This window comes from Streptomyces sp. NBC_00647, assembly GCF_045207245.1.
Classification (GTDB): domain Bacteria; phylum Actinomycetota; class Actinomycetes; order Streptomycetales; family Streptomycetaceae; genus Streptomyces.
This window is the reverse complement of the sequence record NZ_CP109040.1, coordinates 4,387,703-4,401,773: the sequence shown is the minus strand read 5'-3', so window position 1 is coordinate 4,401,773 and position 14,071 is coordinate 4,387,703. Positions and strand designations below refer to the sequence as shown.

The window sequence follows — 14,071 nt, the reverse complement described above, 5'->3', positions numbered from 1 at the left end:
CGGTGTCCGGCCCGCCCCTCAAGCACTTCTGTGACGGCCCTATTTGACGGCGCCCGCCATCACCCCGGAGACGAACTGCCTCTGGAACGCGAAGAACACGGCCAGCGGGATCACCATCGAGATGAAGGCACCCGGCGCCAGTACGTCGATGTTGTTGCCGAACTGACGTACCTGCGTCTGCAGCGCGACCGTGATGGGCTGGCTCCCCGAGTCGGAGAACACCAGCGCGACCAGCATGTCGTTCCACACCCACAGGAACTGGAAGATGCCCAGCGAGGCGATCGCGGGCCCGCCGAGCGGCATCACGACCCGTACGAACAGGCGCAGTTCACCCGCGCCGTCCAGTCGGGCCGCCTCCAGGAGCTCCCTCGGGATCTCCGCGAAGAAGTTCCGCAGCAGGAACACCGCGAAGGGCAGGCCGTATCCGACGTGGAAGAGGACCACGCCGGTGATCGACCCGAAGACGCCGATCTTCCCGAAGAGTTCGGCGATCGGGATCAGGGCCACCTGCACCGGCACGACCAACAGCCCCACCACACCGAGGAACCACCAGTCCCGGCCCGGGAACTCCATCCAGGCGAAGGCGTAGCCCGCGAGCGAGCCGATGACGACGACCAGGAGGGTCGCCGGCACGGTGATCAGCACCGTGTTGAGCAGAGAGTCGGTGATGTCGCCGTTCTCCAGGAGCTTCTGGTAGCTGTCCACCGTGAGCTGCGACGGCTCACTGAGGACCTTCCACCAGCCGCTCGCGTTCATGTCCTCCGGCTTGCGCAGCGAGGACAGCAGCAGCCCGATCGTCGGCACCAGCCAGAACAGGCCGACGAGCAGCAGGAAGACGCGGACGACGCCGCTGCCGACACCGCTCGCGAGCCGTGAACCGAGCGAGGGTCTGGCCCGGTTCACCGCCGCGGCGGGTGCCGTCTCCGTCAGACGTCCGGCCTGCGTGGTCATCGCCGCACCTCCCGCCTGAGCCTGCGCACATTGAAGAGCATCACCGGGATCACGAGCAGGAGCAGGAACACGGCGATGGCGCTCGCGACGCCCGGCCGGCCCTCCGAGAAGCCCTTGCGGTACAGCTCCAGGGCCAGCACGTCTGCGTCGTCCTGGGAGGAGCCCGGCGCGATGATGAAGACCAGGTCGAAGACCTTCAGCACGTTGATCATCAGCGTCACGGCGACCACCGCGAGGACCGGCGCGAGCAGCGGCACCGTGACCCTGCGGAACACCTGCCACTCGTTCGCCCCGTCGACCCGGGCCGCCTCGAGGAGTTCGCGCGGCATACCGGCCAGACCCGCCGCGATCAGCACCATCGCGAAGCCGGCCCACATCCAGATGTACGAGCCGATGATCGCGGGGGTGACCAGGGACGGGCCGAGCCAGTCGAGGCCGTTGTACGGCTCCTTGAAGTTGCTCGCCGGGAGCCGCAGCCGGGCTCCGTCCGCCTTGTCCGAGAGTGTGAACGTGCCGTCGTCGCCGACCTTCGCCGAGTCGACGACCTTGCCGTCCCTGACCGCCTCGATCCGCATCCCGGAGTAGCCCAGTTCGCTCGGGTCGACCTGGCCGAGTCTCCCCACGCCCTTGCCGCGGGTGAAGTCCTGCCAGGCCGTGCCGGTGACCTTGCCGGGCTCGGACCCGGCCTGAACGGCCTTCCTGGCGCTGTCCGGCATCTGGTCCGGGGCGACGCCGACGAGCGGCACGGTGACGGACTGCCCGCTGTGCACGGCCTCCCGCGTGATGAACCCGCCCTCCTCGGCCTGCAGGGGTGACTGCCGGCCCAGGTGGGCCTTCGGGAACGCCGACGAGGAGGCGAAGGTGTCGTGCACCCCCACCCAGACCGCGTTCGCGACGCCCTTGTCCGGGTCCTGGTCGTACACCAGCCGGAAGATGATGCCCGCCGCGAGCATCGAGATCGCCATCGGCATGAAGACGACCAGCTTGAACGCCGTTCCCCAGCGCACCCGTTCGGTGAGCACCGCGAAGACCAGCCCCAGCGCGGTCGCGACCGTCGGGGCGAACACCACCCAGATGACGTTGTTCTTCAGCGCGGTGCGGATGCCGTCGTCGGTGAACAGCTCCTTGTAGTTGTCGAGTCCGGCGAACCCGTCGCCCGACTGGTCGTAGAGGCTGCGGACGACCGAATACCCGATCGGGTAGACCACGAGCGCGCCGAGCAGCACCAGGGCGGGCAGCAGGAAGAGCGCCACCACGGTCCTGCGGGTTCCGGTCACGCTCTTGCGCGTACGGGCCGGAGGCACCGGTGCGGTGCCTCCGGCCGTTGCCGACGTCATCGCCGGATCAGCCCTTGTAGGCGGCTGCGGCGTCCGACTCGAGCTTCGCCTGCGTCCCCGCCACGTCCTTCGGGTTCTTCAGGAAGTCCTGGAGGTCCTTCCACTCGCCCTTGCCGGGCGTTCCGCCGAAGGCCTGGGGGGCCTGGTCGGACATGTCGAAGCGGAAGTCGTCGCCGGCCGCGATCAGCGCCTTGGCCATCGACTGCTGAACGGCGTTCGGATAGGCGGAGTCGGACACGCTCTTGTTGGGCGAGAGATAGCCGCCGAGCTTCGCCCAGATCGTCGCCGCGTCGGGCGAGGCGAGGAAGGTCAGCAGCGCCTGGCCCGCCTCGGACTCCTTGAGCAGGACGGCCGCGTCGCCGCCGCTCACGACGGGCGCCTTGTCACCCACGGCCGGGAACGGGAACACCTTCGCGTCCGTTCCGATCTTCGCCTTGGTCTCCGCGATGTTGACGCCCACGAAGTCGCCCTCGAAGACCATGCCCGCCTTCGGCTGGTCGCCGCCGGTGAACGTCTGCGTCACGGACGCCGGGAACTCCGTCTGGAGCGCTCCGTCCGGGCCGCCCGCGATGTAGTTCTTGTTGCCCCACACCTGGGCGAGCGTGGTCAGCGCGTCCTTCACGGACGGGTCCGTCCACTTGATCTTGTGCTGGGCGAGCTGGTCGTACTTCTCCGGTCCCGCCTGAGAGAGATAGATGTTCTCGAACCAGTCGGTGAGCGTCCATCCGTCCGCGCCGCCGACCGAGACGGGGGTGACACCGGAGTCGTAGATCGTCTGCGCGGCGGTCAGGAAGTCCTTCCAGGTCTTGGGCTCCTTCGCCCCCGCGTTCTCGAAGACCTTGGTGTTGTACCAGACCAGCGACTTGTTGGCGGCCTTGAAGTAGACGGCGTACTGCTTGCCGTCGACCTTGCCGAGGTCCTGCCAGCCCTGCGCGTAGTTCTTCGTCAACTGCGCCTGCGCGTCCGCGCCGACGGGCTTGGCCCACTTCTTGTCGACGGCCTGCTTGATCGCGCCGACCTGCGGCAGCAGCGCGACGTCCGGCGGCGCACCGCCCGCGATCTTCGAACCCAGGAAGTTGATGATCGGGTCCTGCGCCGGTACGAAGGTGACCTTCGCGCCCGTGCGCTTCTCGAACTCCGCCAGCACCTTCTTGAAGTTGGCCTGTTCGGCGCCTGTCCACACGGCGGCGACTTCCAGAGTGGCGCCGTCGAGCTTGGGGAGGGTGACGGAGCCGGCGCCGGTGCCGCTGCTCTCCGTGCCCTTGCCGTTGTCGTTTCCCTTGTCCTTGTCACCGTCGCCGCCGCACGCGGTGAGCGTGAGAGCCCCTGCGACGACGGCGGCCGCGGCGGCCTGTGCGGCCCTGCGCGAGCGGTGCGTGGAGTGATTGGGCGACCTGCGTATACGAGGATTGCTGCGCATCACTGCCCCGTTCTTCGTTCTTCGTCGAACGTCCGAGCGGTTGTCCCGTGCGCTCTGGTCTACGCCCGGTCACTCGGGGGCGGCAAGACCGCCGGTACTGTCAAGTGAGCGATCGTGATTGGGTCGTGACGTGAGGTCACCGAAGGTGAAGGGCGTCGACGGGGCGATCCGGAGGGTGGCCGGGCCGCACGACGGCCGACCACGCGCCCGGCTTCGCGGCGCTCGGGCAGCGGTGCCGGCGGCACCGAGCCGGGCCGGGGTGCCGCTGAGCGGCCGCGCAGGTGCTGGCCACCGCGCAGCGGCTGCGCATGGCGCCGGGGCTGGCCACAGCGCAGCGGCTGCACGGCGCCGGGGCCGCGCCTGTGTCGGCCCCGGCGCGGTGACGCCCGGGACCGAACGAGCCTCGCGCCCCGCGGGCTACAGCAGGGACGGCACCTCGGTCGCGGAGACGGAACGCGCGGCACGCTCCAGGGCGCTGGCGAGCAGGGCCAGGTCCGTGGGTCCGTTGCCCAGTTCACGGACCGGGCGGCGGGCCGGCGGGTCGCCCATGCGCTGCCACTCCAGCGGGACGACGGTGGGGCGGAGCGTGGCCGTGCGGGGGATGCGCCCCGTGACCCGGCCACCCTGGAAGGGCGTCTCCCGGCCGTCCGGGCGGAGCAGCCGGCCCCGCCCGGGGGCGGGCTCCTCCGGTCCGGTCGACGGTGTTTCGAGGGTGACGCGCAACGCGGCGGAACGCGCCAGTTCCGATGCCGCCGTACGGCCGCCGGCCCCGGACGACGCCACGAGGTGCACCCCGAGCCGGTCCCCTTCCCGGGCGACGGCCTCCAGCGCCCGTACGACCGAACCGGCCGCCGGACGCCCCGGGGAGCCCAACGACGGTGACAGCAGGGCGTCCAGGTCGTCGACGACCACGACCAGCCGGGCCAGCGGCGGCCCCGGCTCGATCCGCTGCCGCGCGGCGGCCGGCCGCAGCCGCATGGTCGAACTGGGCGGTGAGTCGAGGTCAGAGGCCCCGAGGGACGAGGTGCCGCTCGACGAGGTGCCGGACGAGCGCTGCGACACGATCCGGCCGGACACCGCCCGCCCAGCGTGCCACTCCGCGAAGCCGAGCCGGCCCAGCAGTTCGGACCGCCGCTTCAGCTCGGCGCTCAGGGACTGGGCGAACTCCCGCATCCGCACGGGGTCGTTGGCTGTCAGGTGTGTGGTGACATGCGGCAGGTCCGTGCAGACCTGAAGCCCTTCCCCGCCGTTCCCCGTGCCATGGCCTCCCGTGCCGTCGCGTCCGTCCAGCAGGACGATCCCGAGCCGGTCGGGCCGTTCGGCGGCTGCGAGGGACGCGGCCACCGAGCGCAGCAGTTCCGTACGGCCGCTGCCCGGCGGGCCCTCGATCAGCAGGTGCGGGCCCTCGACGGGCAGGTCGACGGCGACGGGTCCGCGCGGGCCCGCGCCGAGGACGGCCCGAGCCCGTCCGCCGAATGCCTCGGTGTCGTCCGCCGCGTCCGCCCAACGCGCCATCAGGGAGGCGGGGGTGGCCCGCGCCAGCCCCAACTCGTCGAGCAGGCGCGCCATATGAGGCAGGGGTGCGGACACGCGCGCGTGGCGGTCCCCGTGCGCTCCGTCCGTCCGCAGCGGCGCGAGGGCGCGGGCGAACCGTTCGGCCCAGGCGACCGACACGGCGTCCACGGCGGCGACGGTGCCATGCCCCACGGGGCCGCGCGGCAGCTGTCCGGCGGCACCGGAGGCGCGGCCCGAGCGCGGCGCGGCGGCGTGACCGGTTCCGCTTCCTGCTCCGGGACGAGGTATGCCCGTGTGGGTGGATCCCTCGTGCCGGGGACCGGAGTGCGGCGGCCCGGAGCGCGCATGCCCGGCCGGACCCGCTCCGGCGCGGTCGGGGCCACCATGGGACCCGGTGTGCGGCGGCGCCTCCGGGGCGGGCTCGCCGGTCCCGCCCGGTGCGACCCGCATCAACCGCAGCGCCGTGGCCACGTCCCCGCTGAGCAGCGCCACCGCCCCGCACTCACGGAACGCCGGCGAGGCCTGGCACGCGGCTTCGTAGGTGTCCGTCACCGGTGACGCGGGCGACGCCGCCGCGGTCTCGGCGAGGCACACCAGATGGATTCCGGCCCGCGAGCCCTCGTGCGCGAGGCGCACCACGGCCTCCCGTACGTCGGCTCCTCCGGGGTCCCCGTCCACGACGACCACCGTGTACGGACCGTCGTAACCGTCGTCCGTGTCCTCGGTCCGTGCCCAGGAGGGCCGCCGCACCGCGCCCCGCGGACCGTCGTCGCCGGCGCGCTCGCCGTCGTCGTGCGTCCCGGACCGGGCGGCCGGAACAGTCGCTCCGGCGCCTGTGGACCGGGCGCCCCGGCCGCCCGGTGCGCCCTCCGTCTCCGCGAGGTGGTCCTCCAGGCGGCGCAGGAGTTCGTCGGTGCGCGCCGCCGCCTGTTCGCGGTCGTACGCGAGGAGGAGCCGGCAGTCCTGGCCGTGGGCGGGGCGCAGATGGGGGAGCCAGCCGAGCCAGGACCACTCGGAGCTGCGTTCCTCCACCGTGCGGGCTCGGTCCGTGCTGATGAGGACGATTTCCAGGGTGTCGGGGGAGTGCAGCGCGGCGAGCTGGGCGACGACCGCGCGGGCCAGCCCCGCGAGACGCGCGCGCGGTCCGGCCAGGCCCAGTGAGCCGACCTCCCGCAGCCCGGCGGTCACCGGCACCGCCGGGAGGAGGCCCGAGCCGTCCGGTGCGGCCCGGTCGGCCGTGCCCAGACGCACCGTCAACGCCTCGGGGTGTCCGGGGCCCCGCTCCCACAGCCGGGGACCCGGTCCCAGCGCGGTGAGCAGCAGGGTCGCCGGGTCGGGCCAGCTCTCGGGCGACCGTCGCACCGCGGGAAGGGATTCCTCCACCGCGACGGTTCCGTCGTCGTACGCCTCCCGCGCGGTCCCCGCCGGTTCTCCGCGGCCGCCGGCCAGCCGCCGGGCCCACGCGCCGATACCGCCCCGCCTGCGCACCCCCGCCGGGACGTCCGTGCCCCGTGTCGGCGTGCCTTTGCGCTCACCCGGGATGCCCGGTCCGTCGAAGCCGGGCGCGTCGGCGGCCCCGGTGCCGAAGGTCCCCGAGGCCTCCGCCCCGGCCCGTCCGTCGGGAGCTCCCGCGGGTCCGCCCGGGCGGGCCGCCCCGCGCGGGGACGCACCGGGGGCGGAACCGCCGTCCGCCGGCCCGCCGCGCGGCCTGCTCTCGATCCGGGGTGCCCCGCCCTGCTCCGGCACGGCCGGGGGCACCGCGCGTCCGTGTTCCAGTGCCCCGGGGACGCCGCCACCGGAGGCACCCCACTCCGCGGTCCCGTAGGCGTGATGCGTCTCGCCCACGGGAGGGAGGGCGCCCCTCTGCGCGAGGGAGGCGCTCTCCCCGCGCGCGTGGGGCACGGCGCCGTGCGGGTGGGGGGTGCCCGGTGCGGGGGTCCGCGAAGAGAGGGAGGCCCGCGTGTCCGGATCGGGGGCGGATCCGCCCCGCGAGCCGTTCGAAGGGGAGCCGGCCGCCGGCGCGGGGGTGGCGTCCGGCCGCGCGGTGGTGCCAGCGTCCGCCCGGCCGCCGGACCCGGCGACTCCGAACGCGCCGTCCTCGGCCGTTCCGGCCTGCACCCGTACATGGCCCTCGCCGTCCGGTGCCGTCCGTACGGCCCCCGGTCCTCCGGGCGGCGCGAGGCGCAGGGCGGACTCGCCGACGCGCAGCAGCGCGCCCTCGGTGAGGCGGACCGGGCGGCTGCCCACCCGGGAGCCGTCGAGTGTCGTGCCGTTCGTGGAGCCGATGTCGGCGACCGAGACGCGGCCCTCGGGAGTGACGGTGACCGCGCAGTGCAGGCGGGACACGTCGGGGTCGTCCAGGGGCACGTCGGCGTCCGCGGAGCGGCCGATGTGGATCTGGCCGCCGTGCAGGAGGTGGACGCCGCCGGCGTCGGGGCCCGCGACCACGTGCAGCTGGGTGGAGACGTCGTCCAGGTCGGGACCCGGCTCGGCGGGTGCGCCGAGGCACAGCACGGCGCCGTCGGTCAGCGGCGGCTCGCCGAGGGTGCAGCGCTGGGCGTCGAGCCGCTCCGCGCCCGCGTAGAGCACGATCTGGCCTCCGCCGGGCTCACGGCCGCGCTCGCCCTGGGAGGTGCCCCCGCTTCCCCCGACCGCCGCGGCCAGCCCCGACGCGACCGCGGCCAGCGCCGTCCCGGCGGGCGCGGTGACCAGCACATCGCAGGCAGTGGCTCGCCCCCGCGGCTCCGAGGGCGGGCCCAGCGGGTCTACGACGGTCAGCCGGATCTGCATCGCCGTCCGGGGTCCCTTCCGCGCAGGTGTCCGCGACGAGGACGAGGCTGCGCTGCGGTCCCCCACCGCAGATTTCCCCCACCGCGCACGGGCACGTCGGCCAGTACTGGAGGCATCCTCGCACCTGCCACCGACAACACGCCCGCCCCCCACCCGTAAGTGATCTTGATTGGTCGGCTCTGCCCGTAAAAGTGCCTGACCAGTGCCCGCCCGGTGTCCGCTTGAGATCGGTCACGCCCGCCCCGCGGCAACCAAGTGACCGGACTGAGCGTCTTTCCGTCGAGCATGAGCGAGCGTCTTTCGAGCGGCTTCCTGTCGAACATGTACGGGAACGCGTACGTAAGCGCTTATGCGGACCACAGGCGTGCATGGGACCTATGGGGAAGCACACGAACACGACAGCCCGGTGCCGCGTACGGCACCACTACAGTGGGTCGGAACACCTGTACCACGGTGATCACGGTGGTCGGACCAGGCAAGCAAGCAACAGGGAGCGCATGACGTGCGGCCGGTAGGGAGCAAGTACCTCCTTGAGGAGCCGCTGGGGCGCGGCGCCACAGGCACGGTCTGGCGAGCCCGCCAGCGGGAGACCGCGGGCGCCGAGGCGGCCGTCGCCGGGCAGCCCGGCGAGACCGTGGCGATCAAGGTCCTGAAGGAAGAGCTCGCAAGCGACGCGGACATCGTGATGCGGTTCCTGCGGGAGCGGTCGGTGCTGCTGCGCCTGACCCACCCGAACATCGTGCGCGTACGCGACCTCGTCGTCGAAGGCGATCTCCTCGCCCTGGTCATGGACCTGATCGACGGGCCCGACCTGCACCGCTATCTGCGCGAGAACGGGCCGTTCTCGCCCGTCGCCGCCTCCCTCCTGACCGCCCAGGTCGCCGACGCGCTCGCCGCCAGCCACGCCGACGGCGTCGTGCACCGCGACCTGAAGCCCGCGAACGTCCTGCTCAAGCAGGACGCCGGCGGCATGCACCCGATGCTGACCGACTTCGGCATCGCCCGGCTCGCCGACTCCCCGGGCCTGACCCGCACCCACGAATTCGTCGGCACGCCCGCGTACGTCGCGCCGGAGTCCGCCGAGGGGCGCCCGCAGACGTCCGCCGTCGACATCTACGGCGCCGGCATCCTGATGTACGAGCTGGTCACCGGACGCCCGCCGTTCGCCGGCGGGTCCGCCCTCGAGGTGCTGCACCAGCACCTGAGCGCCGAACCGCGCCGCCCCTCGACCGTGCCGGACCCGCTGTGGACCGTCATAGAGCGCTGCCTGCGCAAGAACCCGGACGAGCGGCCCAGCGCCGAGAACCTCGCCCGCGCGCTGCGCGCCGTCGCCGCGGGCGTCGGGGTGCACGCGAACGCCGCGCAGATCGCCGCGGCCGAGGGTGTGGGCGCCCTGCTCGCCCCCGACCCGGCCCCGGCACCCGTCCCGGACACACCCGGCGCGGCCGACCTGACGCAGGTGCTGCCCCACAACGCGGGCTCCTACGACCCGTACGGCGCGACCAGCGTGCTGCCGCACACCTCAGGCGCGGCCGACGCCACCTCCGTGCTGCCGAACCGCGGTGCGGCCGACCCGACCGCCGTGATGCCGCCGGTGCCCCCGCACCAGCCGGGCGGACAGCCCGGCCAGGGCGAGGACCCGCACCCCTGGCAGAACCAGCTCCGCGCGGCCCGCGACCGCAACGAACAGACGCAGGTCCAGTACCTCGACCCGAACGAGGACCCGCTGCGCCGCCGCCCTCAGCGGCAGGTGGCCAGGCCGCAGCAGCAGCCCCAGCGGCAGCGTCCGCAGCAGGGCCAGCAGCCGCCGCCCGGATACGGATATCCGCAGCAGCAACAGCCGCAGCAGTACGCCCCGCAGCACCAGCAGCCGCAGCGCTACGCCCCGGCGCCCCAGCAACAGCCTCAGCCGCAGCGGTACGCGCCGGAGCCGCAACGGCCCCAGCAGCCCGCGCCGCGCGAGCCCCGCCAGCGCAGCTCCAGCCCCATGAAGATTCCCGGGCTCGGCTGCCTCAAGGGGTGCCTGTTCACGATCGTCATCCTGTTCGTCGCCGGCTGGCTGATCTGGGAATTCAGTCCTCTTCAGGACTGGATCGGCACCACCCGGTCCTTCTGGGGCCAGGTCACCCACATGTACAACGACGTCAGCGACTGGATCGGGGAACTCGGCGGAAACAACCCCTCGGGCAACTGACTCTGGGGATTTGTCGATATCTGACGGGTGATTTCGGTCTCGGGAGTGAAGGTTGGCTCCTCGGGCGCGTACTTTAAGCGGCAACACGCGTCTGTAGGAGCAGTCTTGGCACGCAAGATCGGCAGCCGGTACACCGCGAACCAGATCCTGGGGCGGGGGAGCGCCGGCACGGTGTGGCTGGGCGAGGGACCCGAGGGGCCCGTCGCCATCAAGCTGCTGCGCGAGGACCTCGCGTCCGACCAGGAGCTCGTGGGGCGCTTCGTTCAGGAGCGCACCGCACTGCTCGGGCTCGACCATCCCCACGTGGTGGCGGTGCGCGACCTGGTGGTGGACGGCAACGACCTCGCCCTCGTCATGGACCTCGTCCGGGGCACCGACCTGCGCACCCGGCTCGACCGGGAGCGGCGGCTCGCCCCCGAGGCCGCGGTCGCGATCGTCGCCGACGTCGCGGACGGACTCGCGGCCGCGCACGCCGCCGGGGTCGTCCACCGTGACGTGAAGCCCGAGAACGTCCTGCTCGACATGCAGGGCCCGCTCGGCCCCGGCGGTTCCCACCCGGCCCTCCTGACCGACTTCGGTGTGGCCAAGCTCATCGACTCGCCGCGCCGGACCCGGGCCACGAAGATCATCGGCACGCCTGACTACCTGGCGCCCGAGATCATCGAGGGCCTGCCGCCGCGCGCCGCCGTCGACATCTACGCGCTGGCGACCGTGCTCTACGAGCTGCTCGCCGGGTTCACGCCCTTCGGGGGCGGACACCCCGGCGCGGTCCTGCGCCGCCACGTCACGGAGACCGTGGTCCCGCTCCCCGGCATCCCGGACGAGCTGTGGCAGCTGATCGTGCAGTGCCTGGCCAAGGCGCCCGCGTCGCGGCTCCGGGCGTCCGAACTGGGCGCACGGCTGCGGGAGCAGTTGCCGCTGCTGGCCGGTATGCCCCCGCTGGACGTGGACTCGCCGGACTCGGAGTCCGAGGACGAGGACGACGAGTACGAGGAGACCGCGGAGCCGGCCGAGCCCGCCGCCGCCCGGGTACGGCGCGGCGCGGTACCCCTCGTGCCGGGGGCCGCACCCGACTCCAACCGGGACACGCACACCTCGATGCGGGTGCCCGCGCCCGACGAACTGGCAGGCGGGGCCCGCGGCACCGCCCGGGCGCCCCGCGCCGCCGGCGCGCCCCGTCCGGGATCCGCCCGGCACCGCGCCTCCGCCCGCCGACGGCGGATCACCCTGGGTACCGCGGCGGTCGCCCTCGTCGCCGCGGTGGGCGTCGGCACCTGGCTCGCCACCTCCGGTGACGACGCCGACGCGACCCCCCAGGACACGAAGAACTCGGCTCCGGCCTCTCCGTGACCCGCCTCGGGCGACGGAGGTCCCCGGTGGGCGGAGGCACGGCAGCGGGGGAGGGCGGAGGCCCCTCGGGGGCGAGGGGCGGGCCCCGGTTGCCGTAGCCGTTACGCTGGAGGCGTGGCAGTCGTCGATGTTTCCGAAGAGCTCAAGTCCCTCTCCTCGACCATGGAGTCGATCGAGGCCGTCCTGGACCTCGACAAGCTGAGGGCAGATGTCGCCGTGCTCGAGGAGCAGGCGGCCGCGCCGTCCCTGTGGGACGACCCGGACGAGGCGCAGAAGATCACCAGCAAGCTGAGCCACCTCCAGGCGGAGGTCAGGAAGGCCGAGGCGCTCCGCGGGCGTATCGACGATCTGAGCGTGCTCTTCGAGATGGCCGAGGAGGAGGACGACCCGGACACCCGTGCCGAGGCCGACGCCGAGCTCGTCGCCGTCAAGAAGGCGCTGGACGAGATGGAGGTCCGCACGCTCCTGTCCGGCGAGTACGACTCCCGCGAGGCCGTCGTCACCATCCGCGCCGAGGCCGGAGGCGTCGACGCCTCCGACTTCGCCGAGAAGCTCCAGCGCATGTACCTCCGCTGGGCGGAGCGCCACGGCTACAAGACGGAGCTCTACGAGACGTCGTACGCGGAAGAGGCGGGCATCAAGTCCACCACCTTCGCCGTCCACGTCCCGTACGCCTACGGCACGCTCTCCGTGGAGCAGGGCACGCACCGGCTGGTGCGCATCTCGCCCTTCGACAACCAGGGGCGCCGCCAGACCTCCTTCGCCGGTGTCGAGATCCTGCCCGTCGTCGAGCAGACCGACCACATCGAGATCGACGAGTCGGAGCTCCGGATCGATGTGTACCGGTCCTCCGGTCCCGGCGGCCAGGGCGTCAACACCACGGACTCCGCGGTGCGTCTGACCCACCTCCCCACCGGCATCGTCGTCTCCTGCCAGAACGAGCGGTCGCAGATCCAGAACAAGGCCTCGGCCATGAACGTTCTGCAGGCCAAGCTTCTCGAGCGGCGCCGGCAGGAGGAGCAGGCCAGGATGGACGCCCTGAAGGGCGACGGCGGCAACTCCTGGGGAAACCAGATGCGTTCGTACGTCCTGCACCCGTACCAGATGGTCAAGGACCTGCGCACCGAGTTCGAAGTCGGCAACCCCGAGGCCGTGTTCGGCGGCGAGATCGACGGCTTCCTCGAGGCCGGAATTCGCTGGCGCAAGCAGCAGGAGAAGTAGACGCGCGAGAGGCGCGGTGCGGGCGGGTGGTTTCCGCCCCTCTGAAAACCTCTTTGTCGACAAGGCAACTGCCGTCCATCGGACGGCAGTTGCCTTTGTTGTGGGGGTTGTCTGGGTTTTATGTCACAGTCACAGGCCCGCACGGCAGGCAAACGATGTTGTTCCGGACATCGCGTACGCAACGACCTTGACGATGCTTTGAAAACTGGGAAGGGTGACGCGTGGCATGCGTATTACCGGGGCGCATGTGAACCGGGGGGCCGAGCGAAGCCGCCTGTGACGCCGTGGCCCCGGGCGCTGCTCCATTGACGATCAGCTACTGGGGGTAGCAGGCAGATGACCAAGAAGACGCGGATCCGCGTGGCGCGGATAGCCGCCGGTGCGGTGATTGCCGCCGGTGCTTCGCTGACCGCGGCGGGTGCCGCCTCGGCGCTCGACCTCAACGTCGGCATCAGCGTGAACGGCGCCGACGACCCGACCCCGACGCCCACCGACACGGGCATCCCGACCGAGCCCACGGGGGAGCCGACCGAGCCCACCGAGGAGCCCACGGAGCCCACGGAGGAGCCGACCGAGCCCACCGAGGAGCCCACCGAGCCCACGGAGGAGCCGACTCAGCCCACCGAGGACCCGGACCCCTCCGAGACGACCGAGGAGCCCAGCTCCGGCACCAGCTCCGCGCCCGCCGAGGGCGGCACGGGTGGCAGCGGCAACAACAACGACCCCGACGGTGGCTCCTCCACCCAGGAGGAGGGCTCCTCGGCCCTCACCGACACGGGCTCGGACACCACGGCCCAGGGCAGCAACGACGGTGAGCTCGCCGAGACGGGCGCGGGTCAGACCACGTTCCTGATCATCGGTGCCGCCACGATGATCGCCGGCGGTGTCGGCTTCCGCCTGCTGCCGCGCCTCGCGGGCGGCCGCGGCGGTGCCGCCGCCTGACGCACGCGCGCACGACGAAGGGCCCGGAGCAGCTCGCTCCGGGCCCTTCCCGTGTCAGGGGCGGTTCCGGCGCCGCCGCGCCGTCCGCGTGGCTCTCACACCGTCTGGTGGGCCACCAGCGCCAGGGCCGCGATCAGTACCGCGAGCAGGGCGATCAGTGCCATGGGGTTCATTCCCGCGAAGGGGCTCTCCTGCTGGAGCCGCTCCCGGTTCGCGCGGCACACGCGGCAGCGGCCCTCGCTGACGGGCGACGCGCAGTTAGCGCATACCAATCGGTCGTACGTCATGCGCTGGCCCTCCTTGCGCTGTCTCCGCGTACGCACCGTTCTCGCGTACGCGTCGCTCTCTTAA

9 protein-coding genes are annotated in these 14,071 nt (G+C 72.6%); 4 read left to right on the top strand and 5 right to left on the bottom strand.

What is annotated here, in order from left to right:
• Positions 1 to 39: 39 nt before the first annotated feature.
• The 4 genes from OG788_RS19230 to OG788_RS19215 all read right to left on the bottom strand — a co-directional run bounded on the left by OG788_RS19230 (position 40) and on the right by OG788_RS19215 (position 8,013).
• Entirely contained in the window at positions 40 to 951 is a 912-nt protein-coding gene (locus tag OG788_RS19230) for a carbohydrate ABC transporter permease (protein ID WP_406372304.1), read from the bottom strand.
• Positions 948 to 2,288 carry a carbohydrate ABC transporter permease gene (locus OG788_RS19225; RefSeq protein WP_406372303.1) on the bottom strand — a complete coding sequence of 447 codons (1,341 nt, stop codon included), beginning with the start codon at positions 2,286 to 2,288 and terminating at the stop codon, positions 948 to 950. The genes OG788_RS19230 and OG788_RS19225 overlap by 4 nt, the downstream gene beginning before the upstream one ends.
• A gap of 7 nt (positions 2,289 to 2,295) precedes the next feature.
• The gene (locus OG788_RS19220) at positions 2,296 to 3,708 is read right to left on the bottom strand and encodes an ABC transporter substrate-binding protein (RefSeq protein ID WP_351549907.1); all 1,413 of its coding nucleotides are present in this window, start codon (positions 3,706 to 3,708) and stop codon (positions 2,296 to 2,298) included.
• A 417-nt stretch (positions 3,709 to 4,125) separates the two neighbouring features.
• Positions 4,126 to 8,013 carry an FHA domain-containing protein gene (locus OG788_RS19215; protein WP_406372300.1) on the bottom strand — a complete coding sequence of 1,296 codons (3,888 nt, stop codon included), beginning with the start codon at positions 8,011 to 8,013 and terminating at the stop codon, positions 4,126 to 4,128.
• 502 nt (positions 8,014 to 8,515) lie between these two features.
• Here OG788_RS19215 and OG788_RS19210 point away from each other — a divergent pair.
• The 4 genes from OG788_RS19210 (at position 8,516) to OG788_RS19195 (ending at position 13,720) form a co-directional block, all read left to right on the top strand.
• The gene (locus OG788_RS19210) at positions 8,516 to 10,207 is read left to right on the top strand and encodes a serine/threonine-protein kinase (RefSeq protein ID WP_351549902.1); all 1,692 of its coding nucleotides are present in this window, start codon (positions 8,516 to 8,518) and stop codon (positions 10,205 to 10,207) included.
• A gap of 105 nt (positions 10,208 to 10,312) precedes the next feature.
• Entirely contained in the window at positions 10,313 to 11,557 is a 1,245-nt protein-coding gene (locus OG788_RS19205; protein ID WP_351549899.1) for a serine/threonine-protein kinase, read from the top strand.
• Between the two features lie 114 nt (positions 11,558 to 11,671).
• Positions 11,672 to 12,778 carry a peptide chain release factor 2 gene (gene prfB / locus OG788_RS19200; RefSeq protein WP_266759369.1) on the top strand — a complete coding sequence of 369 codons (1,107 nt, stop codon included), beginning with the start codon at positions 11,672 to 11,674 and terminating at the stop codon, positions 12,776 to 12,778.
• Positions 12,779 to 13,114: 336 nt separating this feature from the next.
• On the top strand, positions 13,115 to 13,720 hold the full coding sequence (locus tag OG788_RS19195) for a hypothetical protein (RefSeq protein ID WP_406372298.1): 606 nt from the start codon (positions 13,115 to 13,117) through the stop codon (positions 13,718 to 13,720).
• A gap of 95 nt (positions 13,721 to 13,815) precedes the next feature.
• Here the strand turns inward: OG788_RS19195 and OG788_RS19190 are convergent, their stop codons facing one another.
• A complete protein-coding gene (locus OG788_RS19190) occupies positions 13,816 to 14,007 on the bottom strand; it encodes a hypothetical protein (protein WP_266759365.1) in 192 nt (63 codons plus the stop codon).
• Between the last annotated feature and the right edge of the window lie 64 nt (positions 14,008 to 14,071).

Bases quoted from the DNA above. Each gene is read 5' to 3' on its own strand.
- OG788_RS19190 (WP_266759365.1), bottom strand. From the start codon at position 14,007: ATGACGTACGACCGATTGGTATGCGCTAACTGCGCGTCGCCCGTCAGC.
- OG788_RS19225 (WP_406372303.1), bottom strand. From the start codon at position 2,288: ATGACGTCGGCAACGGCCGGAGGCACCGCACCGGTGCCTCCGGCCCGT.
- OG788_RS19230 (WP_406372304.1), bottom strand. From the start codon at position 951: ATGACCACGCAGGCCGGACGTCTGACGGAGACGGCACCCGCCGCGGCG.
- OG788_RS19220 (WP_351549907.1), bottom strand. From the start codon at position 3,708: ATGCGCAGCAATCCTCGTATACGCAGGTCGCCCAATCACTCCACGCAC.
- OG788_RS19215 (WP_406372300.1), bottom strand. From the start codon at position 8,013: ATGCAGATCCGGCTGACCGTCGTAGACCCGCTGGGCCCGCCCTCGGAG.
- OG788_RS19195 (WP_406372298.1), top strand. From the start codon at position 13,115: ATGACCAAGAAGACGCGGATCCGCGTGGCGCGGATAGCCGCCGGTGCG.